At 72.2% G+C, this 22,832-nt stretch carries 17 protein-coding genes; 10 read left to right on the top strand and 7 right to left on the bottom strand.

Annotated elements, in window-relative coordinates:
* Positions 1–560: 560 nt before the first annotated feature.
* The 4 genes from ACZ5VD_RS02145 to ACZ5VD_RS02160 form a co-directional block, all read right to left on the bottom strand.
* The gene (locus ACZ5VD_RS02145) at positions 561–2,816 is read right to left on the bottom strand and encodes a heavy metal translocating P-type ATPase (protein WP_468680237.1); all 2,256 of its coding nucleotides are present in this window, start codon (positions 2,814–2,816) and stop codon (positions 561–563) included.
* Positions 2,817–2,897: 81 nt separating this feature from the next.
* Entirely contained in the window at positions 2,898–3,137 is a 240-nt protein-coding gene (locus tag ACZ5VD_RS02150; protein WP_468680239.1) for a heavy-metal-associated domain-containing protein, read from the bottom strand.
* A 91-nt stretch (positions 3,138–3,228) separates the two neighbouring features.
* Positions 3,229–4,176 carry a PrsW family intramembrane metalloprotease gene (locus tag ACZ5VD_RS02155; RefSeq protein WP_468680241.1) on the bottom strand — a complete coding sequence of 316 codons (948 nt, stop codon included), beginning with the start codon at positions 4,174–4,176 and terminating at the stop codon, positions 3,229–3,231.
* 226 nt (positions 4,177–4,402) lie between these two features.
* Positions 4,403–5,077 carry a TetR/AcrR family transcriptional regulator gene (locus tag ACZ5VD_RS02160; protein ID WP_468680243.1) on the bottom strand — a complete coding sequence of 225 codons (675 nt, stop codon included), beginning with the start codon at positions 5,075–5,077 and terminating at the stop codon, positions 4,403–4,405.
* A 152-nt stretch (positions 5,078–5,229) separates the two neighbouring features.
* Between ACZ5VD_RS02160 and ACZ5VD_RS02165 the strand changes: the two genes are divergently transcribed.
* Both ACZ5VD_RS02165 and ACZ5VD_RS02170 read left to right on the top strand, forming a co-directional pair.
* Positions 5,230–7,443, top strand: coding sequence for an MMPL family transporter (locus ACZ5VD_RS02165; RefSeq protein ID WP_468550496.1), 2,214 nt, complete (start codon positions 5,230–5,232; stop codon positions 7,441–7,443).
* A gap of 332 nt (positions 7,444–7,775) precedes the next feature.
* Positions 7,776–8,819, top strand: a complete 1,044-nt coding sequence (locus ACZ5VD_RS02170; protein ID WP_468680244.1) for a zinc-dependent alcohol dehydrogenase family protein — start codon at positions 7,776–7,778, stop codon at positions 8,817–8,819.
* Positions 8,820–8,904: 85 nt separating this feature from the next.
* Here ACZ5VD_RS02170 and ACZ5VD_RS02175 read toward each other — a convergent pair whose 3' ends face one another.
* Entirely contained in the window at positions 8,905–9,105 is a 201-nt protein-coding gene (locus ACZ5VD_RS02175) for a helix-turn-helix transcriptional regulator (protein ID WP_468550494.1), read from the bottom strand.
* Positions 9,106–9,512: 407 nt separating this feature from the next.
* Positions 9,513–10,430 carry a sugar phosphate isomerase/epimerase family protein gene (locus ACZ5VD_RS02180; RefSeq protein ID WP_468550493.1) on the bottom strand — a complete coding sequence of 306 codons (918 nt, stop codon included), beginning with the start codon at positions 10,428–10,430 and terminating at the stop codon, positions 9,513–9,515.
* Between the two features lie 169 nt (positions 10,431–10,599).
* On the opposite strand from ACZ5VD_RS02180, the gene iolC reads away from it, so the two are divergent.
* The 8 genes from iolC to ACZ5VD_RS02220 all read left to right on the top strand — a co-directional run bounded on the left by iolC (position 10,600) and on the right by ACZ5VD_RS02220 (position 22,158).
* Positions 10,600–11,550 (top strand): 5-dehydro-2-deoxygluconokinase, encoded by a 951-nt coding sequence (gene iolC / locus ACZ5VD_RS02185; protein WP_468680246.1) that lies wholly within the window; start codon positions 10,600–10,602, stop codon positions 11,548–11,550.
* Positions 11,547–12,428 carry a Cgl0159 family (beta/alpha)8-fold protein gene (locus ACZ5VD_RS02190; protein ID WP_468550491.1) on the top strand — a complete coding sequence of 294 codons (882 nt, stop codon included), beginning with the start codon at positions 11,547–11,549 and terminating at the stop codon, positions 12,426–12,428. Before iolC ends, ACZ5VD_RS02190 begins: the two co-directional genes overlap by 4 nt.
* Before the next feature lie 10 nt (positions 12,429–12,438).
* Positions 12,439–13,254: a 5-deoxy-glucuronate isomerase gene (iolB, locus tag ACZ5VD_RS02195; protein WP_468550490.1), complete on the top strand. Its 816-nt coding sequence runs from the start codon at positions 12,439–12,441 to the stop codon at positions 13,252–13,254.
* A complete protein-coding gene (gene iolD, locus ACZ5VD_RS02200) occupies positions 13,251–15,143 on the top strand; it encodes a 3D-(3,5/4)-trihydroxycyclohexane-1,2-dione acylhydrolase (decyclizing) (RefSeq protein WP_468550489.1) in 1,893 nt (630 codons plus the stop codon). The genes iolB and iolD overlap by 4 nt, the downstream gene beginning before the upstream one ends.
* Before the next feature lie 14 nt (positions 15,144–15,157).
* Entirely contained in the window at positions 15,158–16,660 is a 1,503-nt protein-coding gene (mmsA, locus tag ACZ5VD_RS02205) for a CoA-acylating methylmalonate-semialdehyde dehydrogenase (RefSeq protein ID WP_468550488.1), read from the top strand.
* Positions 16,661–16,963: 303 nt separating this feature from the next.
* The gene (locus ACZ5VD_RS02210; protein WP_468680248.1) at positions 16,964–19,612 is read left to right on the top strand and encodes a CocE/NonD family hydrolase; all 2,649 of its coding nucleotides are present in this window, start codon (positions 16,964–16,966) and stop codon (positions 19,610–19,612) included.
* Entirely contained in the window at positions 19,609–20,469 is an 861-nt protein-coding gene (locus ACZ5VD_RS02215; RefSeq protein ID WP_468680250.1) for an ABC transporter permease, read from the top strand. Before ACZ5VD_RS02210 ends, ACZ5VD_RS02215 begins: the two co-directional genes overlap by 4 nt.
* 147 nt (positions 20,470–20,616) lie before the next feature.
* Entirely contained in the window at positions 20,617–22,158 is a 1,542-nt protein-coding gene (locus tag ACZ5VD_RS02220) for a vWA domain-containing protein (protein ID WP_468680252.1), read from the top strand.
* A gap of 45 nt (positions 22,159–22,203) precedes the next feature.
* Here ACZ5VD_RS02220 and ACZ5VD_RS02225 read toward each other — a convergent pair whose 3' ends face one another.
* A complete protein-coding gene (locus ACZ5VD_RS02225; protein WP_468680254.1) occupies positions 22,204–22,812 on the bottom strand; it encodes a chorismate mutase in 609 nt (202 codons plus the stop codon).
* Between the last annotated feature and the right edge of the window lie 20 nt (positions 22,813–22,832).

The raw sequence follows: 22,832 nt of genomic DNA on the forward strand, positions 1-22,832 counted from the left end.
AAGGCGCCCTGCCGCCGGTCCCCCCACGGGCCGGCGTACAGGGCGCCTTCCCATGTCCCGGTGCGGATTCCCCCCACGGGATCCGGCCGGGCGTCTGTGAGAAGACAGCGCCTGAATCGCTGTCTTGCGAACTGCTGGTACTGCGGTTGAGCAGAACGAGCAAAACTCCTCGTACTACTCCAGTGTGCGGTCTGCCGGGACAGCGCACGGACGGGAGGGCCGCTCAAAGCTCCCCGGAGTACGTGTCCCGGCAACGCACCTCTGAGGAAGTCCCCCAAGACATCCTCAGATGCCAGTCAGCGCCCCCCAAGACGCTTTCCGACATCGTCAACTTAGACCTTCGAACCCCTTCGATGGTTACGTTCACTTCACTGTGATCTGCATCTCTTGCATATGTCCGTTAGATGCGCAAGAGCCCGGATACAGCGAGCGAGACCCAAGCGTAAGGATGATGCGCGAGCCTTGTGAAGAGCTTATGTGAGGCTGGCGCAGGACTCCAGGGGGGCCCTGGGCTCGACTTCGGCTAACCGCCGGTAACCTTCGCGGACTTCGGCGGTGATCTAACGGAACGTTCGCAGCCGGAGGCTGTTCGTCACCACGAACACCGAGGAGAAGGCCATCGCGGCCCCCGCGATCATCGGGTTGAGCAGTCCGGCCGCGGCGAGCGGCAACGCGGCCACGTTGTAGCCGAAGGCCCACACGAGATTGCCCTTGATCGTGGACAGCGTCCTGCGCGACAGCCGGATCGCGTCCGCGGCCACCCGCAGATCCCCGCGCACCAGCGTCAGATCGCCCGCCTCGATCGCCGCGTCGGTCCCGGTCCCCATCGCGAGCCCCAGGTCGGCGGTGGCGAGCGCGGCCGCGTCGTTGACCCCGTCACCGACCATGGCCACGATCCGCCCCTCGGCCTGCAGCCGCCGTACGACGTCGACCTTGTCCTCGGGCAGTACCTCGGCGATCACCCGGTCGATCCCGACGGCCCGCGCCACGGCCTCCGCGACCGTCCGGTTGTCCCCGGTCAGCAGTACGGGTGTGAGCCCCAGAGCGTTCAGTTCCCGCACGGCCTCGGCGCTGGTCTCCTTGACGGCGTCCGCGACGGCCAGCACGCCGTGCGCGACGCCGTTCCAGCCGACCACGACGGCCGTAAGACCGTCCTGCTCGGCCTCCTCCCGGGCGCGGGTCAACTCCTCGGGGAGCGTGGCGAAGAGCCGCCCCACGGCCACCTCACGGCCCTCCACGAGCCCACGTACGCCGCGCCCCGGCACGTTCTCGAACCGCTCGGCGCGGGGGAGCGGGCCGACCCGCTGCTCGGCGCCCACGGCGACCGCCCGGGCGACGGGGTGCTCGGAGGCGTGTTCCAGGGCACCCGCGAGGCGCAGCGCCAGCGTCTCGTCGGCGCCCTGGGCGACGTACACCTTCTGGAGGGTCATGCGGCCGGTGGTGACCGTGCCGGTCTTGTCCAGGACGACGGTGTCGACGCGGCGGGTGGACTCCAGGACCTCGGGGCCCTTGATGAGGATGCCGAGCTGGGCGCCGCGCCCGGTGCCCACCATCAGGGCGGTCGGCGTGGCCAGGCCCAGCGCGCAGGGGCAGGCGATGATCAGGACCGCGACGGCCGCGGTGAACGCGGCGACGGTGTCCCCGGTCGCGCCGAGCCAGCCCCCGAAGGTGGCGACCGCGAGGGCGATGACGACCGGCACGAAGACACCGGAGACCCGGTCGGCGAGCCGCTGCACCTCGGCCTTGCCGTTCTGCGCGTCCTCCACCAGCCGGGCCATGCGCGCGAGCCGGGTGTCCGCGCCCACCCGGCTCGCCTCGACGACCAGGCGCCCGCCGGCGTTGACGGTGGCGCCGGTGACGGCGTCGCCGGCCGTGACGTCCACCGGGACGGACTCGCCGGTCAGCATGGAGGCGTCCACCGCGGAGGCACCCTCGACGACCGTGCCGTCGGTGGCGATCTTCTCTCCGGGGCGTACGACGAAGCGGTCGCCGACGGTCAGGCGGGCCGCCGGGATCCGTACCTCACGGCCGTCCCGCAGCACGGACACGTCCTTGACGCCCAGTTCCATCAGGGCCCGCAGCGCCGCCCCGGCCCGGCGCTTGGCGCGGGCCTCCAGATAGCGTCCGAGCAGGAGGAAGGCGGTGACTCCGGCGGCTACTTCGAGGTAGATCGTCGAGGCGCCGTCCATGCCGCCGACGGTCAGGGAGAAGCTCTCGCGCATGCCGGGCATGCCCGCGTCACCGAAGAACAGTGCCCACAGGGACCAGCCGAACGCGGCCAGGGTGCCGAGCGAGACCAGGGTGTCCATGGTGGCCGCGCCGTGCCGGACGTTCGTCCAGGCGGCCCGGTGGAAGGGCAGTCCGCCCCAGACCACGACGGGCGCGGCGAGGGTGAGCGCCAGCCACTGCCAGTTGTCGAACTGGAGGGCCGGGACCATGGACAGCAGGACCACCGGGACGGCGAGCGCGACGGAGACCGTGAGCCGCTGCCGCAGGGCGGCCTGCTCGGGCTCCTCCGGGTCTCCGGCACCCTCGGCGTCCTCAGGGTTCCGCGCGTCCTCCTCGCGGGGCGGCTCGGGCTCCTCGGCGGTGTACCCGGTCTTCACCACGGTCGCGATCAGATCGGCGACCTCGGTCCCCGCGGGGAAGGTGACCTTCGCCTTCTCCGTCGCGTAGTTCACCGTGGCGCTCACGCCGTCCATGCGGTTGAGCTTCTTCTCGACGCGGGCCGCGCAGGAGGCGCAGGTCATCCCGCCGATGAGCAGCTCGACCTCCGACGCGTGCGCCGGCGGTGACTGTGCGGTGGTGCTGGACATGTCCGTACTCCAGGGAGCGGACCGGACCGAACGGAAACCGGAATCGGCCGGTCGGTACGGTCCGGAGGGGGAGGTCGGTGCTCAGGCCCGGCCGACGAGCTCGAACCCGGCCTCGTCGACGGCCGCGCGCACGGTCTCCTCGTCGAGCGGGGCCGCGGACACGACGGTGACCTCACCGGTCGAGGCGACGGCCTTCACCGAGCTGACCCCGGGGATCTCGGAGAGCTCGCCGGAGACGGAGCCCTCGCAGTGCCCGCAGCTCATGCCGCTCACCTTGTAGACGGTGGTGACGGAACCCGGGGTGTCGGTCTGGGCGCTCATGTCGTTCTCCTCGTCGAGGCGTGTGGGGCGGGTGGGGGCGATGTGGGTCGGTGCGGCCCACAATGGCGTCCACTTCACCCACACTATACCCCTAGGGGGTATTTCTCCAAGAAGGGTCGCGGCGCGCCAGCGAGCGCGCCCACGCGAGGCCGAACAGGGACACGAGGATCAGCCCTCCCACCGAGAACAACGTGAACAGGTGCTGTTGTTGCCCGGTCGGCCACGGGAGGTGGTCCTGGCCGAACGGCCGCCCGTCCGGGCCCGTGCCGACCAGCCGTGCCACCAGCCAGCCCGCGATGCCGTGGGTGGAGTCCCACAGCGCGTGCAGCAGGGCGACGCCGACGTACGTGCCGACCACCGCCCCGGTGAAGCGGAAGTGCCCGTTCGGGCGACGGCAGGACAGCAGCACGCCACCGGCGATCGCCGTCCACAGGCCGTGCCCGAAGGGGGCGAGTACCCCGCGCAGGACTTCCGTCTCCAACAGCGCCCGCAGATCGACGCCCTCGGTCGAGACGGCCGCGTCGAAGGCGTACCCGGCGCTCTCCAGGGCGGCGAACCCGAAGCCGACCGCCGCGCCCAGCACCAGCCCGGCGCGCATTCCCCGGATCCGGGTCCGCCGGCGCAGCACGAACATCAGCGCGCCCAGCTTGGCCGCCTCCTCGATGAGGCCGACGCCGACGAACATCCCCAGGGAGGGGTGCAGCAGGTAGTACTCCATCACCGAGGCGCCCAGGACGCCCAGGACGCCGCCGGTCAGGAAGCAGCCGAGGATCGCGCTGACCCCCAGGTCGCGGCCGTGCCGCTCGTACGCCCACAGGGCGAACGTCACCGGCACCAGGAAGCTGCCCAGCAGGATCAGCGTCGGCAGCAGGGTGGTGTTCCTCGTGACGTACGTGACGAGCGCGGTGAGCACCCACAGCGCGAGCCCGCCGGCCAGGCAGCGCCGCCACGGTCCGGGACGGATCCGCTGCGACGGCGGGGGCTGCTGCGGCCCGGGGATGCGGGCCTGGGGTGCACCGGGCGGCGGAGGACGGGTCACGGCAGGGCCCCTTGCCTGGAATGGGTCCGATTTAGCCGCACTTTATGGCAGATGTGCCATGTGTCGCAGGCCGGGACGCTCATCCTGATCACGCCCATCACGCCCATCACGCCCACCGCGGCACCCGTGCCCCGTGGGCCTGGCTGATCTCCCCGGCGTCGGGCCTGGCCATGGCCGCCGTGCCGGCCGGCTTCGGTCGGCGACGGTCAGAGGGGAGGGGCGGCGGTCAGGGGAGTGGAGTCGTGGTGAGGCCCGGTCTGCCGAGCCGGTTCCCGATCAGCGGGTCCAGGTAGCGCAACAGGACCTGCTTCAGCTCCCGCACATAGGCCTCGCGCTCGGCGTCCTCGTGGGCGAGGACCAGCTCCAGGCCCGCCATGTAGATCCCCAGGCACATGCGCGCGGTGCGGGTGAGGTCGGCCTGGGGCGCCTCGGGCAGGAACGAGCGGAGCAGGTTCTCGACGCGGGTGACGAGGGCGGCGTGCAGGGCGTCGTGCTGCTCGGTGATCCGGCCCGGGGCGTCGGGGCCGTGCATCAGCGCGAAGAACACCGGGTGCTCGCAGTTGAAGTCGATGAACCGGTCGACGACCGCGCCGACAGTCTGCTCCAGCGGGGTCGCGGGGTCGACCGGGGCGAGCGCCTCGCCGTAGGTGTCCTGCATACGGTGCATCAGCCGGCCGCCCAGCTCGACCGCGATGGCTTCCTTGTTGGGGAAGAACTGGTAGAGCGTGCCCGGTGAGACGCCCGCCTCGCGGGCGATGGCGTTGGTGCTGGCGGCCGTGTAGCCGGTGGTGCAGAAGACGTGGGCCGCGGCTTCGAGGAGTTGGGCGATCCGGCGCTCGCCGCGGGCCTGGCGGCGGCGCGGCTGCTCCTGCTCCTGCTCCTGCTGCTGGTTGTCGGGCACGTGTTTTCCCCGGCTCTCCGAAGGCGGTTGACAAACGCGAGTGGTCGCTCGCATTCTGATGAGAACGCGAGTGCTCTCTCGTGTTTGCCATGTTATGCGTTCCACGGTGACGTTCCACGGTGACGTTCCACGGTGAAGGGGGACACCGCATCATGAGCGAAGTCAACGACCGGTCCCGCACCGGCGGCTGGACCCGCCTGGTGACCGCCCGCCCCCGGTTGTCGCTGCTCGCGGCCCTGGTGATCACCCTGCTCGCGGTGGTGGCCGGCAGCGGTGTCGCCGACCGCCTGGGCGCCGGCGGCTGGGAGGACCCGGGCGCCGAGTCGACGTACGCGACCAAGGCCCTGGAGCGCGAGTTCCCCGGCTCCCAGCCCAACTTCCTGCTCCTGGTGGACTCGGGCGGTACGTCGGTCGACGACCCTGCGGTCGCCGCCGAGGCCGAGCGCCTCGCCGCGCGCCTGGCCGGTGAGCGGGGCGTCGTGGGCGTCGGCTCCTACTGGGCGTCCGGCCTCCCCACCCTGCGCGCGACGGACGGCCGCGAGGCGCTGATCGCCGCCCGGATCACGGGCGACGAGAAGGAGATGGGCGCCACCCTGGACCGCATCGCCCCCGAGTACCGGGGCACACACGGCCCGGTGGACGTGACGGTGGGCGGCCCGGTCGCCGTGCGGCACGAGATGCAGACGATCATCCAGGAGGACCTGACCAGGGCCGAACTGATCGCCCTGCCGGTCACTCTGGTGCTGCTGGTCATGGTCTTCGGCAGCGCGGTCGCCGCCCTGCTGCCCCTCGGCATCGGCATCGTCGCGATCCTCGGCACCAACGCGGTCCTGCGCGGCCTCACCGAGGTCACCGACGTCTCCGTCTTCGCCCTGAACCTCACCACGGCGCTCGGCCTCGGCCTGGCCGTCGACTACGCCCTGTTCATCGTCCGCCGCTTCCGCGAGGAACTGGCCACCGGAGCCGACCCGACCACGGCCGTCGGCACCACCCTGCGCACAGCGGGCCGCACCGTCCTCTTCTCCGCCCTCACCGTCGCGGTCTCCCTGGCGGCGATGCTGCTCTTCCCGCAGTACTTCCTGCGCTCCTTCGCCTATGCCGGCATGGCGGTCGTCCTGCTGGCCGCGGCGGCCGCGCTGATCCTGCTCCCCGCGGCCCTGGTCCTGCTCGGCCACCGGGTCAACTCCCTCGACCTGCGGCGCGTGTTCCGGCGCGGAAGGCAGTCGGCGGCCACCCCGCAGGCGGGCGGTGCCTGGGCGCGCACCGGGACCCTCGTGATGCGCCGCGCACCCTTCTTCGCCCTCGGCACGGCCGCCGTGCTCGTCCTGCTGGGACTGCCCTTCCTGGGCGTGAAGTTCGGCACGGCGGACGACCGCCAACTGCCCGCCGGCGCCGAGTCCCACGTCGTGCAGCAGCACATCCGGGACGGCTTCCCCGGCAGCCCCGGTGGCGGCCTCGAAGTCCTCGCCGAAGGCGCGGCGACCGAGGCGCAGTACAGCGCGTACAAGCAGCGGATAGCGGACCTGCCCGAGGTGCGGAGCGTCGACGGCCCGCTGGTCAGCGGCAACGCGGCGTACTTCACCGTGCTCCCGAAGGGCGAGGCCGTCGACACCCCGGCCCAGCGCCTGGTGGGCGAAGTGCGCGCGGTGGACGCCCCCTTCGACACCAAGGTGACCGGTACGGCCGCCGTCCTGGTCGACTCCAAGCACGCGATAGGCGAGCAACTGCCCCTCGCCGGCGCCTTCATCGTGATCGTCACCCTGCTCCTGGTCTTCCTCCTCACCGGCAGTGTGCTGATACCGGTCCAGGCGGTCGTGCTCAACGCGCTCAGCCTGACGGCGATGTTCGGCGCGGTGGTCTGGGTCTTCCAGGACGGCCATCTGTCCGGCCTGCTCGGCTTCACCAGCCCCGGCTCCATCGAGACGACCCTTCCGGTCCTGATGTTCTGCGTCGCCTTCGGACTGTCGATGGACTACGGCGTCTTCCTGCTCTCCCGCATCAAGGAGGAGTACGACAGGACGGGCGACCACGACGAGGCGGTCCGGCACGGGCTGCAGCGCACGGGCGGGCTGATCACCGCGGCCGCGGTCATCCTCGCGGTGGTGATGGTGGCGATCGGCACCTCCAGGGTGACCAACACCAAGATGCTCGGCCTGGGCATCGCCCTGGCGGTCCTGATGGACGCGATGATCGTCCGCAGCCTGCTGGTCCCGGCGGTGATGCGCCTGACCGGCCGGGCCACCTGGTGGGCCCCGGGTCCGCTCAGGCGGTTCCACGCACGGTTCGGACTGAGCGAGGGCGGCGACGGCGACGGAACCGGACCGGCGGTGGAACCGGACCGCGACAAGGTGACCGCGCCCGGCTAGGACCGGACCGGTCCGCCGGTCAGGTCGCGGGAACGCGGCGGTGCTTCGGGAGCGGCGGCGAGCGGCGCGTGGTGCGGGCGCGGGCGGCTCCCCGGCGGAGGAGGGAGCCGGTGGTCGCCGGCAACGCGATCGACGGCAACGCGGCCAGGGGTCCCCGAGGGGGCGTGCCAGAGCCAGAGCGGGTGTCCCCGCGTCCTGGTGTCCCCGCGCTCCGCCGACCCCGCGTCCCGGTGTTCCTCAGACCCCGCGTCCCCGTCTCTGCGGCATCATCGGCCGGACAGTTCCTGACGTTCCGCCGTCAGGGGCGACCGACGGAAGGCAGGGCGGGCGGCATGCGGGCAGTGGTGTTCGAGCGGTACGGGGAGCCGGCCGAGGTGCGCGAGGTCGCGGACCCAGGACCCGCGGACCACGGGGTCGTGGTGCGGGTCGAGGCGACGGGCCTGTGCCGCAGCGACTGGCACGGCTGGCAGGGCCACGACCCGGACATCGCGCTGCCGCATGTGCCGGGACACGAACTCGCCGGGATCGTCGAGGCGGTGGGCCCCCGGGTGACCGCCTGGCGGCCCGGCGACCGTGTGACCGTCCCCTTCGTGTGCGCCTGCGGCACCTGCCCGTCCTGCGCGGCGGGCGACCAGCAGGTGTGCGAGCGGCAGACCCAGCCCGGCTTCACCCACTGGGGCTCCTTCGCCCAGTACGTGGCACTGGACCACGCCGATGTGAACCTCGTCGCGGTCCCGGAGGACATGTCCTTCGCCACCGCCGCCGCCCTCGGCTGCCGGTTCGCCACGGCGTTCCGGGCGGTGGTGCAGCAGGGCCGGGTCGCGGCGGGGGAGTGGGTCGCGGTCCACGGCTGCGGAGGCGTCGGCCTCTCGGCGGTGATGATCGCGGCGGCCTCGGGCGCTCGGGTCGTGGCGGTCGACGTGTCACCCACGGCCCTGGACCTGGCGAGGAAGTTCGGCGCGGCGGAGTGCGTCGACGCGTCCGGCACGCCGGACACGGCAGCCGCGATCCACGACCTGACCGGCGGTGGCGCCCACCTCTCCCTCGACGCCCTCGGCTCACCCGCCACCTGCGCGGCCTCCGTCAACGGCCTCCGCCGCCGAGGCCGCCACCTCCAGGTCGGTCTCCTGCCCTCCCCGACCGGCACGACCCCGGTGCCCATGGCCCGCGCGATCGGCCTGGAACTGGAACTCCTCGGCAGCCACGGCATGGCCGCACACACCTACCCGCCCATGCTGGAACTGGTCCGCACCGGAGCCCTCCGCCCCGACCTGCTGGTCACCTCCACCCTCGCCCTGGACGCGGCACCGGAGGCCCTGGCGGCGATGGGGACGGCGCCGGGGTCGGGGGTGACGGTCATCGAGCCGTGGAGCTGACGGGGCCATCTGCCCACGCGACTGTGGCCCACACGTGACGGTGGCCCCACTCGCGGAGTGGGGCCACCGTCACGTTCTCGGGAGGTCAGGCCTCTCTTCGGCCCCGGTTCCCGGGCCGGGAGGCCACCCAGGCGCGGACGGTGTCCGCGTACCAGTAGGGCTTGCCGCTCTCGACGTGGTCGGGCGGGGGCAGCAGCCCGTGTTTGCGGTAGGACCGCACGGTGTCCGGCTGCACCCGGATGTGTGCCGCGATCTCCTTGTAGGACCAGAGCCTTCGGTCGGTCATGAGTGGCACCTCCCTGCGCGTGCCGCGGCGGCGGCCGGGGGCGGCCGTCCGGGGGAGCCGTGCACTGCGCTGGCGATCACAAAGCCTGTGCCCGGTGAACGACGGAGAGTGAAGGCTGGGCAGTGCCTGTGCACCGGGTGTGACGCAAGACCCGCGTACACGCGACATGTGTGACGCAAAGGGGGCGTCTGTGACAGACCCGGCACAAAGGCGCACGCGGGCTCACGGGCGGGGCGCGTTGACATGGAGGGGACCCTGTGAGCAGGCCCGGCGGCGACGCCGCCGAGGGGCGTGGAGCCGTATCGATATGCGGCTCCGCCGCGGGGCGCGACCAGTCGCATACGGCCCGCACCCGCCCGTGAACAGCACCCGGCACCCCGTGAGGCGCCCCGCCTCACCCCGGAGGGCTACGCCCCGCAGGACCGAAGGAACGCCCGCGTCCGCTGCGCGATCGGCAACGGCTTGTCCGGGTCGCACGGGTACATGTCCTGCTCGACGATCGCGAAGAGGTCGACGTCCAGCTTCTGCGCGGCCTCCAGGACGGGACCCAGCGCGGGCACCCCGGTGGGCGGCTCGCACATCACACCGCGGCCGACGGCCGGCCCGAACGGCACCCCGTTCGCCCGCACGTCCGCCAGGATCTCCGGGTCGACCTGCTTGAGGTGCAGGTATCCGATCCGCTCGCCGTAGGTCTCGATCAGCTTGACGCTGTCGCCGCCGCAGTACGCGTAGTGCCCGGTGTCCAGGCACAGCGACACCAGGTCGGAGTCGGTGGCGTCCAGGAAGCGGACGACGTTCTCCTCGCTGTCGATGTGGGTGTCGGCGTGCGGGTGGACGACGATCCGCAGGCCGTACTCCTCGCGCACCCGCTGCCCCAGCCGCTCGGTCAGCGAGCCGAGGTTCTGCCACTGCTCGGGCGTGAGGGTGTCCGGCTCCAGCACCTCACCGGTCTTGTCGTCCCGCCAGAAGGACGGGATGACCACCAGGTGGGAGGCGCCCATGCCCTGGGCCAGCGCCGCGTTGTCCGCGACATGCGCCCAGGTCTTCTCCCACACGGCCTCGCCGTGGTGCAGGCCGGTGAAGACGGTGCCGGCCGACACCTTCAGGCCGCGCCGGGCGGTCTCCTCGGTGAGGACGGCGGGATCGGTCGGGAGATACCCGTACGGGCCCAGCTCGATCCACTCGTACCCGGACTGCGCCACCTCGTCGAGGAAGCGCTGCCAGGGCACCTGCTGGGGATCGTCGGGGAACCAGACGCCCCAGGAGTCGGGGGCCGATCCGATCCGGATACGGGACAGTGAGGTCTGAGGTGACAACGACGTCATGGCCGTCAGCGTGCTGTTCGGATACGGGAGGTGTCAAGGCCTGGTCCGAATGTCTGGACAAAACATTGACAGGGCGCGCCCCTCGGGGCTAGAAAGCCGTGGAGAGCCGAGACGAAGAGCCGATGCGAAGCCGGCCCGAAGAGCCGACACGAAGGTCGAAGGGAACTCGATGGCGTACGACCTGATCACCATGGGGCGGATAGGCGTGGACCTCTACCCGCTGCAGACGGGCGTCCCGCTGCCGCAGGTGTCCTCCTTCGGCAAGTTCCTCGGCGGCTCCGCCACGAACGTCGCGGTCGCCGCCGCCCGGCTGGGACGGGACACCGCGGTGATCACCCGGACCGGCGACGACCCGTTCGGCACCTACCTGCACGAGGAACTGCGCGGCTTCGGCGTCGACGACCGCTGGGTCACCCCGGTCCCCGGCCTGCCGACCCCGGTCACCTTCTGCGAGATCTTCCCGCCGGACGACTTCCCGCTGTACTTCTACCGCCGCCCCAAGGCCCCCGACCTGGAGATCGACGCCCACGAGCTGGACCTCGACGCCATCCGCGAGGCCCGCGTCTTCTGGGTCACCGGCACCGGCCTGAGCGAGGAGCCCAGCCGTACGGCGACCCTGGCGGCCCTCGCCCACCGCGCCAAGGCCGGCACGACGGTCTTCGACCTCGACTGGCGGCCGATGTTCTGGACGGACCCGGAGTCGGCCCGCCCCTTCTACGAGGAGGCGCTGCGCCACACCACCGTCGCCGTCGGCAACCTCGACGAGGTGGAGGTGGCGACCGGCGTGCGCGAACCGCATGCGGCGGCCCGCGCGCTCCTCGACGCCGGGGTCGAACTCGCCGTCGTGAAGCAGGGCCCCAAGGGTGTCCTCGCCGTCAACAGCAAGGGCGAGTCCGCCGAGGTCCCGCCGCTGCCGGTGACCGTCCTGAACGGCCTGGGCGCCGGTGACGCCTTCGGCGGCTCGCTCTGCCACGGGCTCCTGAGCGGCTGGGACCTGGAGAAGACCATGCGCCACGCCAACGCGGCCGGCGCCATCGTCGCCTCCCGCCTGGAGTGCTCGTCCGCGATGCCCACGCCCGACGAGATCGAGGCCGCGATAGCGGCAGGAGCCGTCAAGTGACCGTCGACCTCACCGAACTCGTCCGCCTGCGCACCCAGCGCCCCGAGGCCGTCGCGGAGGCCGCCGCGCGCCGCCCCCGCCGGTCGCTGCTGAACGACGACGGCCGGCTGATGATCGTCGCCGCCGACCACCCGGCCCGCGGCGCCCTCGGCGTCGGCGACCGCAAGTTCGCCATGGCCAACCGCGTCGACCTGCTCGAACGCCTCTGCCTCGCGCTGTCCCGCCCCGGCGTGGACGGTGTCCTCGCCACCGCCGACATCCTCGACGACCTGCTGCTGCTCGGCGCCCTCGACGGCAAGGTCGTCATGGGCTCGATGAACCGCGGCGGCCTCCAGGGCGCCAGCTTCGAACTCGACGACCGCTTCACCGGCCACCGCCCCGAGGACATCGAGCGGTTCGGCTTCGACGCGGCCAAGCTGCTCCTGCGGATCGACTACGACGACCCGGGCTCCCTCACCACCCTGGAGTCCACGGCCCGCGCCATCGACGACATGGCCGCGCGCCGACTCCCCGTCTTCGTCGAGCCGTTCATCAGCCGCCGCTCCCCGGAGGGCAGGCTGAGCAACGACCTCTCGGCCGAGGCCGTCACCAAGTCGATCGCCATCGCCTCGGGCCTGGGCGGCAGTTCGGCCTACACCTGGCTGAAGGTGCCGGTCTCCGAGAACCCCGACGACATGGCCGAGGTCATGGCCACCTCCACGCTGCCGGCCGTGCTGCTGGGCGGCGAGGTCGGCGGCGATCAGGACGGGGCGTACGAGAAATGGCGGGGCGCTCTTCAACTCCCCACCGTGCGCGGCCTGGTGGTCGGCCGTTCGCTGCTGTACCCGGCGGACGGCGACGTGGCCGCCGCCGTGGACACCGCCGTAGGACTGCTGTGAGGGCCGCCGGATGACCGACAAGGACCTGTATCTCCGCAAGGGTGCCACCGCCGACGCGCACTACGCCCTCGACATCGACCCCGAGCGGGCCGGCTGGGCGTACTCCGGTCTGCGGATCGTCGAGCTGGCGCCCGGCGGCACGCACACCTTCACCGCCGGGGACAGCGAGTGGCTCGTCGTCCCGCTGCAGGGCGGATGTACCGTGCGAACAGAGGGCAGTGAGTTCCAACTCCTGGGCCGGGAAAGCGTGTTCAGCGGAGTCACCGACTTCGCGTACGTACCCCGTGATGCCCGGGCACAGATCGCCTCCGGCGCGGGAGGCCGCTTTGCTTTGGCAGGAGCGAAGTGCGAGCGACGACTCCCCGCCCGCTACGGCCCCGCGCCGGAGGTCCCGCAGGAAGTGCGCGGCAGCGGCAACCGCACGCGCCATGTCCGCAACTTCGCCTCGGCCGACGCCTTCGAGTGCGACCGGCTGATCGCCGTCGAGGTGGTCACGCCGGGCGGCAACTGGTCCTCGTACCCGCCGCACAAGCACGACGAGCACCGGCCGGGCGTGGAGGCGGAGCTGGAGGAGATCTACTACTTCGAGATCGACGGCCCGAACGGATTCGGCTATCAGCGCGTATCCCCTTCCCGTGAGGGCGGTTCGGACGTTCTCGCGGAGGTCCGCTCCGGCGATGCCGTCCTCGTCCCCGACGGATGGCACGGCCCGTCGATCGCCCAGCCCGGCCACGACATGTACTACCTGAACGTCATGGCGGGACCGGGGGAGACCCGGGAGTGGCGGATCTGCTTCCACCCGGATCACACGGAGGGTTACCGATGACGGTGCAGACCTCGACGACGAGGCTCACGGTCGCGCAGGCGCTCGTCCGCTTCCTGTCCGTCCAGTACACGGAGCGGGACGGCGTACGGCAGCGGCTGATCGGCGCGACCTGGGGCATCTTCGGCCACGGCAACGTGGCGGGACTCGGCCAGGCACTGGTCGAGTACGCCGACGACATGCCGTACCACCAGGGCCGTAACGAGCAGTCCATGGTGCACGCGGCCGTCGGCTACGCCCGCCAGTCGAACCGCCTGTCCACCCACGCGGTCACGACGTCCATCGGCCCCGGCGCGACCAACCTGGTCACCGGCGCCGCCCTCGCCACCATCAACCACCTGCCGGTCCTGCTGCTGCCCGGCGACACCTTCGCCACTCGGGTCGCCGACCCGGTCCTCCAGCAGCTGGAGCTCCCGTACGCGGGCGATGTGTCGGTCAACGACTGCCTGCGCCCGGTGTCGAGGTACTTCGACCGCGTCACCCGCCCCGAGGCCTTGATCCCGGCAGCCCTGCAGGCCATGCGGGTCCTCACCGACCCGGTGGAGACGGGCGCGGTCACCCTCGCGCTCCCGCAGGACGTGCAGGCCGAGGCGTACGACTGGCCCGACGCGTTCTTCGCCGAGCGCACCTGGGCCGTACGCCGTCCGGGCGCCGACCCGGTCGAACTCGCCGAGGCCGTACAGGCGATCCGGACGGCGAAGCGCCCTCTGCTGATCGCCGGCGGCGGCGTCCACCACAGCCGTGCCGAGGAGGCCCTCGCCGAGTTCGCCGAGGCCACCGGCATCCCGGTCGCCTCCACCCAGGCCGGCAAGGGCTCCCTGCGCCACGACCACCCGCAGGACGTCGGCGGCGTCGGCCACACCGGCACCGCCACCGCGGACGAACTCGCCCGCCTGGCCGACCTGGTGATCGGCGTCGGCACCCGCTACACGGACTTCACGACCGCCTCCCACACCCTGTTCGAGCAGCAGGGCGTCCGTTTCCTCAACCTCAACATCGCGCCCTACGACGGCCACAAGCTCGCCGGCCGGCCGCTCGTCGCGGACGCCCGCAGCGGCCTCCAGGAACTGACCGGGGCCCTCCAACTGCACGGCCACCGGGTCCCGGACGGGTACATCCGCGAGTACGCCGAGGACAAGGAGCGCTGGGAGCAGCGCGTCGACGCCTGCTACGAGGCCGAGGAGCCGGACGTACGGCCCACCCAGTCCCAGGTGCTCGGCGCCCTGGACGCCCTGGCCGACGAGTCGGACGTGATCATCAACGCGGCCGGGTCGCTCCCCGGCGACCTGCACAAGCTGTGGCGGACGCGCTCCCGGGACCAGTACCACCTGGAGTACGGCTACTCCTGCATGGGCTACGAGATCCCGGCCGCCATCGGCGTCAAGATGGCCGCGCCCGAGCGCAACGTCTGGGCACTGGTCGGCGACGGCACATACCTGATGATGCCGACGGAGATCGTGACGGCCGTACAGGAGGGGATCGCCATCAAGCTGCTCCTCGTCCAGAACCACGGCTACGCCTCGATCGGCGGACTGTCCGAGTCGGTGGGCGGCGAGCGCTTCGGCACCGCCTACCGCTACCAGTCCGAGGACGGTACGTACACGGGGGCCCCGCTCCCCGTCGACCTCGCCGCGAACGTGGCGAGCCTGGGCATGCGCGTCCTGCGCGCGAAGACGGTACGGGAGCTGCGGGCGGCGCTCGCCGAGGCCCGTGCCGCCGACACTCCCACATGTGTCTACGTCGAGACGGAAACGGCAGACACAGTGTCGGGCCCGCCGCCGGCACAGGCCTGGTGGGATGTACCTGTGGCCGAAACCGCGACCCGAACGTCCGCGGTGAAGGCACGTGAGCTGTACGAACGGCACGTCTCCACCCGACGCCGCCATCTGTGAAGGAGCACTCGGTCATGACGAAGATCGTCAACCACTGGATCGGCGGCAAGTCCGTCGACGGCGCGTCGGGTACGTACGGGCCGGTCACCGACCCCGCGACCGGCGCGGTCACCACCAAGGTCGCCTTCGCGACCGTCGACGAGGTCGACGCCGCGGTCGCCGCCGCCAAGGACGCCTACGCGACCTGGGGCACCTCCTCGCTCGCCAGGCGGACCACCATCCTCTTCAAGTTCCGGGCGCTGCTCGACGCGAACCGGGACGCCATCGCGGAGCTGATCACCGCCGAGCACGGCAAGGTGCACTCGGACGCGCTCGGCGAGGTCGCGCGCGGCCTGGAGATCGTGGACCTGGCCTGCGGGATCACCGTGCAGCTGAAGGGCGAGCTGTCGACGGAGGTCGCCTCGCGCGTGGACGTCTCGTCCATCCGCCAGCCGCTCGGCGTCGTCGCGGGCATCACGCCGTTCAACTTCCCGGCGATGGTCCCGATGTGGATGTTCCCGATCGCCATCGCGACCGGCAACACCTTCGTCCTGAAGCCGTCCGAGAAGGACCCGTCGGCCTCCCTCAAGATCGCCGAGCTGCTCGCGGAAGCGGGCCTGCCGGACGGCGTCTTCAACGTCGTCAACGGCGACAAGGTGGCCGTCGACCGTCTCCTGGAGCACCCGGACGTCAAGGCCGTCTCCTTCGTCGGCTCGACCCCGATCGCCCGCTACATCCACACCACGGCCGCCGCGAACCACAAGCGGGTCCAGGCCCTGGGCGGCGCCAAGAACCACATGCTGGTCCTCCCGGACGCCGACCTGGACGCCGCCGCCGACGCGGCCGTCTCGGCGGCCTACGGCTCCGCCGGCGAGCGCTGCATGGCCATCTCGGCCGTCGTCGCGGTCGGTGCGATCGGCGACGAGCTGGTCGAGAAGATCCGCGAGCGCGCCGAGAAGATCAAGATCGGCCCCGGCAACGACCCGGCCAGCGAGATGGGCCCGCTCATCACCGCCGTCCACCGCGACAAGGTCGCGTCGTACGTGACGGGCGCGGCGGCCGAGGGCGCGGAGGTCGTCCTGGACGGCACCGGCTACACGGTCGAGGGCTTCGAGGACGGTCACTGGATCGGCATCTCGCTCCTCGACAAGGTGCCCACGACCGCGAAGGCCTACCAGGACGAGATCTTCGGCCCGGTGCTGTGCGTGCTGCGTGTCGACACGTACGACGAGGGGGTGGCGCTGATCAACGCCTCGCCCTTCGGCAACGGCACCGCGATCTTCACCCGGGACGGCGGCGCCGCCCGCCGCTTCCAGCTGGAGATCGAGGCCGGCATGGTCGGCGTGAACGTCCCGATCCCGGTCCCCGTCGGCTACCACTCCTTCGGCGGCTGGAAGGACTCGTTGTTCGGAGACCACCACATCTACGGCAACGACGGCACGCACTTCTACACCCGCGGCAAGGTCGTCACCACCCGCTGGCCGGACCCGGCCGACGGCCCGGGCGGCGTGGACCTGGGCTTCCCGCGCAACCACTGAGCACAACCGAGGGTGCCGTCCGCGGAGCGGACGGCACCCTCCCCTTTTCTCCGGTGGCTCAGGTCACTCCGCGAGGGTCAGCCGACCCAGGGGGCGCGGGGCTGTATCAATGCGCGGCTCCGTCGCGTGGGTGCGGCAGGCCGCGACGAACCCGCACCCGGCCACCAGCAGGAACCCCCCGAACTCGTGGCCGCCGTACCACGAACGCGGTACACGAAACCGTCCCCGTACCCCCAGGGGATGCCCCCGAAGTCGGTCCTCGGTCGATAACTCCCCGACAGCTTCACCCCGTACCGTTGACGCATGGATCTTCGACTGCCCCGACTACGCGGCCTGCTGCGCGCCCCGCGGCGGCTCACCGCAGCCGCGGCCGTCGTCGTAGTGCTCGCCGGCGCCGGGACATGGACGGCCGCCGCCGACGACACCCCGGCCCCGGTGCACCGCGCCGACCGCGTGATGTCCCTCGACGGCGTCCGTATCGACACCTCGTTCTTCACCTCCGGAGGAACCGGCCGGCGCCCCGCCGTGCTCCTCGGGCACGGCTTCGGCGGCAGCAAGAACGACGTACGTGAACAGGCCCAGGACCTGGCCCGGGACGGCTACGCGGTGCTGACCTGGTCGGCGCGCGGCTTCGGCAGGTCGACCGGGAAGATCGGGCTGAACGACCCGAACGGCGAGGTCGCCGACGTCGAGAAGCTCATCGACTGGCTGGCGAAGCAGCCGCAGGTGCGGCTCGACAAGGCCGGCGACCCGCGGGTCGGCGTGGCGGGCGCCTCGTACGGCGGCGCGATCTCGCTGCTGGCCGCCGGGTACGACGACCGGGTGGACGCCATCGCCCCGGCGATCACCTACTGGAACCTCTCCGACGCGCTCTTCCCGAACGGCGTGTTCAAGAAGCTCTGGGCGGGCATCTTCGTCAACTCCGGTGGCGGCTGCGCCAAGTTCGAGACGCGGCTCTGTGAGATGTACGAGCGGGTCGCCGAGTCCGGCGCTCCGGACGCGCGGGCCGAGAAGCTCCTCGACGAGCGCTCGCCGTCCGCCGTCGCCGACCGCATCGACGTGCCGACCCTGCTCCTGCAGGGCCAGACCGACTCCCTCTTCCCGCTCGGCCAGGCCGACGCCGCCGCCAAGGCGATCCGCGCCAACGGCGCCCCGGTCGACGTCGACTGGATCGCGGGCGGCCACGACGGCGGCGACATGGAGACCAGCCGCGTCCAGTCCCGGGTGAAGTCCTGGTTCGACCGCTACCTCAAGGACGACAAGGGCACCGACACCGGCCCCGCCTTCCGCGTCACCCGCACCCTCGGCACCGGCACCGGTGACGGCGAGGCCCGCCTGACCGGCGTGAGCGCCGACACCTACCCCGGCCTGGAGGGCGACGAGCGGTCGATCGCCCTCGCCGGGCGCGAGCAGAGCGTCGAGAACCCGGCGGGCGCCAGCCCGCCCGCCGTCTCCGCGCTGCCCGGCATCGGGGGCGGCGGCCTCGCCCAGTTGTCCTCGCTCGGCGTCGGCATCTCCCTGGACTTCCCGGGCCAGTTCGCCTCGTTCGAGTCGGCGCCCGTCCGGAACGACCTGCGGATCACCGGCTCCCCGACGGCCACCGTCCATGTGAAGTCGACCGGCGACGACGCCGTGCTCTTCGCCAAGGTGTACGACGTGGGCCCCGGCGGCCGTCAGCAGGTGCTGCCCTCCCAACTGGTCGAGCCGATCCGGGTCGAGGGCGCGAAGACCGGCAAGGACGTCACGCTCACGCTCCCCGCGATCGACCACGAGGTGGAGGACGGCCACCGGCTGCGCCTGGTCCTGGCCTCCACCGACCTCGGCTACGCCTCCCCGGCGGCCCCGGCGACGTACACCGTCTCCCTCAAGGGCGACCTGAAGGTGCCGACGGCGCTCAGCGGCACCGACGCGGCGGCCCCGCTGCCCGCGTGGGTGTGGTGGCTGCCGCTGGCCGGCGCGGTGATCGCCCTGGCCCTGCTGGTGACGGGCCGCCGCCGTACGGCCGCGCCCGCCGCCCCGGACCCGGGCCTCGCCGAAGTCCCCTTGCAGATCACGGACCTGAGCAAGCGGTACGCCAAGTCGGCCGACCGGTACGCCGTCCGGGACGTGTCCTTCCGGGTGGAGAAGGGCCAGGTCCTCGGTCTGCTCGGCCCCAACGGCGCGGGCAAGACGACGACCCTGCGCATGCTGATGGGCCTGATCAAACCGGACGGCGGCGAGATCCGCGTCTTCGGCCACGCCATCGCGCCCGGCGCCCCCGTGCTGTCCCGGGTCGGCGCGTTCGTCGAGGGCGCGGGCTTCCTCCCGCACCTCTCCGGCCGGGAGAACCTGGAGCTGTACTGGCAGGCCACCGGCCGCCCGGCGGGGGACGCCCACCTGGACGAGGCCCTGGAGATCGCCGGCCTCGGTGACGCACTGGCCCGCGCGGTGCGCACGTACTCCCAGGGCATGCGCCAGCGCCTGGCCATCGCCCAGGCCATGCTCGGCCTCCCGGACCTGCTGATCCTGGACGAGCCGACCAACGGCCTCGACCCGCCGCAGATCCGCGAGATGCGCTCGGTGATGATCCGCTACGCGGCGGCCGGCCGCACGGTCATCGTCTCCAGCCATCTCCTGGCCGAGGTGGAACAGACCTGCACCCACCTCGTGGTGATGGACCACGGTCAGCTCGTCCAGGCGGGCCCGGTCGGCGAGATCATCGGCTCCGGCGACACCCTGCTGGTCGGCACCGCCACACCGGTCGACGAGCCGCTCGCCGAGAAGGTCGCCGCGCTGCCGGGCATCGTCTCGGCGGTCCCCGGCGACGAGGGCCTGGTGGTCCGGCTCGACACCGACGGCAGCGCCCAGCGCCTGGTCGCCGACCTCGTCCGGCTGGAGGTCCCCGTGGAGTCGGTGGGCCCGCACCGCCGTCTCGAAGACGCCTTCCTCACCCTGATCGGAGAGTCCGCATGAGCACGCTCGCCGAGCCCGTGGAGGTCGCCGCCGGCTACCGCGCGGGCCGCACGCTGCCCATCCGGGTCGAGCTGGTCCGGCAGCTGAAGCGCCGCCGCACCCTCGTGATGGGCGGGATCCTGTTCGCCCTGCCGTTCGTGCTGCTCATCGCCTTCCAGGTGGGCGGCCCCGGCGAGAGCAACAACCGGGTCAACCTGATGGACACGGCCACCGTGTCCGGGGCGAACTTCGCCGCGGTGAACCTCTTCGCCTCCGCGGGCTTCCTGCTCGTCATCCCCGTCGCCCTGTTCTTCGGGGACACGGTCGCCTCGGAGGCCGGCTGGTCCTCCCTGCGCTATCTGCTCGCCGCCCCCGTGCCGCGGGCCCGGCTGCTGTGGTCCAAGCTCGTCGTCGCGATGTGCCTCAGCCTGGCCGCGATGGTGCTGCTGCCGCTGGTCGCGCTCGCCGTCGGCACGGCGGCCTACGGCTGGGGCCCGCTGGAACTCCCCACCGGCGGCGCGCTGTCCGCCGGCACCGCCGCCCAGCGCCAGGTGATCACGGTGGCGTACATCTTCGTCTTCCAACTGGTCACCGCCGCACTGGCGTTCTGGCTGTCCACCAAGACGGACGCCCCGCTGGGCGCGGTCGGCGGCGCGGTCGGACTCACCATCGTCGGCAACGTCCTGGACGAGGTGACGGCGCTCGGCGACTGGCGTGAGTTCCTGCCCGCGCACTGGCAGTACGCCTGGATGGACGCCGTCCAGCCGAAGCTGGAGTGGTCCGACATGATCCAGGGCACCTCCCTGTCGGTAACGTACGCGCTCGTGCTGTTCGCGCTGGCCTTCCGGGGTTTCGCGCGCAAGGACGTGGTGTCCTAGGTCAACGGAGGGTCACCTACCGGTCTCGACGACCCTCTCCCGTGCCCTCTTCGAGATCCATCCGCAACGCTCCGTCACGCACGTTCCGGGCCCCCGCCCCGTCACAGTCACAGTCACCGGCTTCAACAGGCCAAGGGGGCACGGACGATGGAGCGACACCGAACACGACGGCCGCGAGCCGCTCTGCTCGCGTTCATCGCGGCGGGCGGTCTGCTGCTCACCGGATGCGGCGCGGACGGCACGAGCGACAGCGGCGACAACGACCGGGCGAACGGAGCGACCGGCTTCCCCGCCCCCCGGTACAGCCGGGGCGGCGGCGAGCAGGACGGCGACAGCCCGGACCACGAGTCCCGTGAGGTCGCCCCCTCGCCCGACCACCTCTCCACCTTCGCCCTCGACGTCGACACCGCCTCCTACGGCTACGCCCGCCGCACCCTCGCCGACGGACAGCGGCCCGACCCCTCGACGATCCGCCCCGAGGAGTTCGTCAACAGCTTCCGCCAGGACTACGAACGCCCCGACGGCAACGGCTTCACGGTGACCGTCGACGGCGCCCGCACCGACGAGAAGGACTGGTCCCTGGTCCGCGTCGGCCTCGCCACCCGCCCCTCCGAGCAGCGCGGCGAACGCCCGCCCGCCGCCCTCACCTTCGTCATCGACATCTCCGGCTCCATGTCCGAACCCGGCCGCCTCGACCTCGCCCAGGAGTCCCTCGGCGTGATGACGGACCGGCTGCGCGACGACGACTCGGTCGCCCTGGTCACCTTCAGCGACCAGGCCGAGACCGTCCTGCCGATGACCCGCCTCGACGGCCACCGCGACGAGATCCACGATGCCATCGACGGCCTGGAGCCCACCTTCTCCACCAACCTCGGCGCGGGCGTGAAGACCGGCTACGCCACCGCCGTCGAGGGCCTGCGGGAGGGCGCCACCAACCGGGTCGTCCTGGTCTCCGACGCCCTCGCCAACGACGGCGACACCGACCCCGACTCCATCCTCGACCGCATCGACGGCGCCCGCCGCGAACACGGCATCACCCTCTTCGGCGTCGGCGTCGGCAGCGACTACGGCGACGCCCTGATGGAACGCCTCGCCGACAAGGGCGACGGCCACACCACCTACGTCTCCGACCCGGACGAGGCCCGCACGGTCTTCTGCGAGCAACTCCCGCGGAACATCGACCTCACCGCCCGCGACGCCAAGGCCCAGGTCGCCTTCGACCCGGAGACGGTCGCCGAGTTCCGCCTCGTCGGCTACGACAACCGCCGCGTCGCCGACGACGACTTCCGCGACGACCGCGTCGACGGCGGCGAGGTCGGCCCCGGCCACACCGTGACCGCCCTCTACGCCGTCCGCACCAGGTCGGGCGCCGACGGCCACCTCGCCACCGCGACCGTCCGCTGGCAGGACCCCGAGACCCGCACCCCGCACGAGGAGTCCGGCCAACTGGAGTCCGAGTCCCTCGACGACTCCGTCCGGAGCGCGAGCCCCCGCTTCCAGGTCACCGCGGTGGCCGCCCACTTCGCCGACGCCCTGCGCCGGGGCGACGACCGCTGGGACCCCTTGCCGGGTGCGGTGCCCCTGAGTGAACTGGCCGAACACGCAGACGACTTGGCGGACACCACCGAGGACAAGGCGGTGCGGGACCTCGCCGACACCATCCGCCGGGCCCGACACCTCGCCGACTAGGACCGACGCCGACGCCGGCCCCCGACCCGTCCGCCCGGGCGGGTGCTAGCCGCCGCACACGGACGGCAGCGCCCGCCTCAGCCCCTCCAGATGCAGGAGGTCCAGCTCATGCCCGTACGCGGACCGCGCGGCGGCGACGGACAGCCGCGGGAGGCAGGCAGCACCGGCCCGCACCCCCTGCGTCTCCCGCAGCGCGGCGAGCACCTGTGTGGTGATGCGGTCCAGCACCGGCCGGACCTCCTTCACCAGGTCCGGCCGCTCGGTGGGCCGCAGCCCGGGATGCGCGTCCCAGCGGGCGTACAGCCCGCGCTGCACCAGCTTGTTCGCCTCGATCTGGTCCCGGAACACCGCGCTCACCGCGTCGGGGTCCAGCCCGAGCCCGACCGCCCGGGCGGCCACGTCGTCCAGGATCTGCCGCTCGCGCACCGGATCGTCGATCGGCTGGTCGGTGCCGTACTTGGCGGCGGCCACCTTGTCGGCGACCAGCAGCCGCTCGGCGAACAGGTCGGTGAGCGCGGCGAGTCCGGGCGCGACGGCGGCTGACCGGACAGGTGCCGGGGCGGGCGCGGCGAGGGCCGGGGCGGCGCCGGTGAGGGTGACGGCCGCCGAGGCGCACACGGCGACGAGGACGGAACGAAGGCGTGGGGAGCGCACGGGTTTCCCTTCCGTGGGGG

The sequence above is a fragment of the Streptomyces sp. NPDC032822 genome, assembly GCF_055578825.1.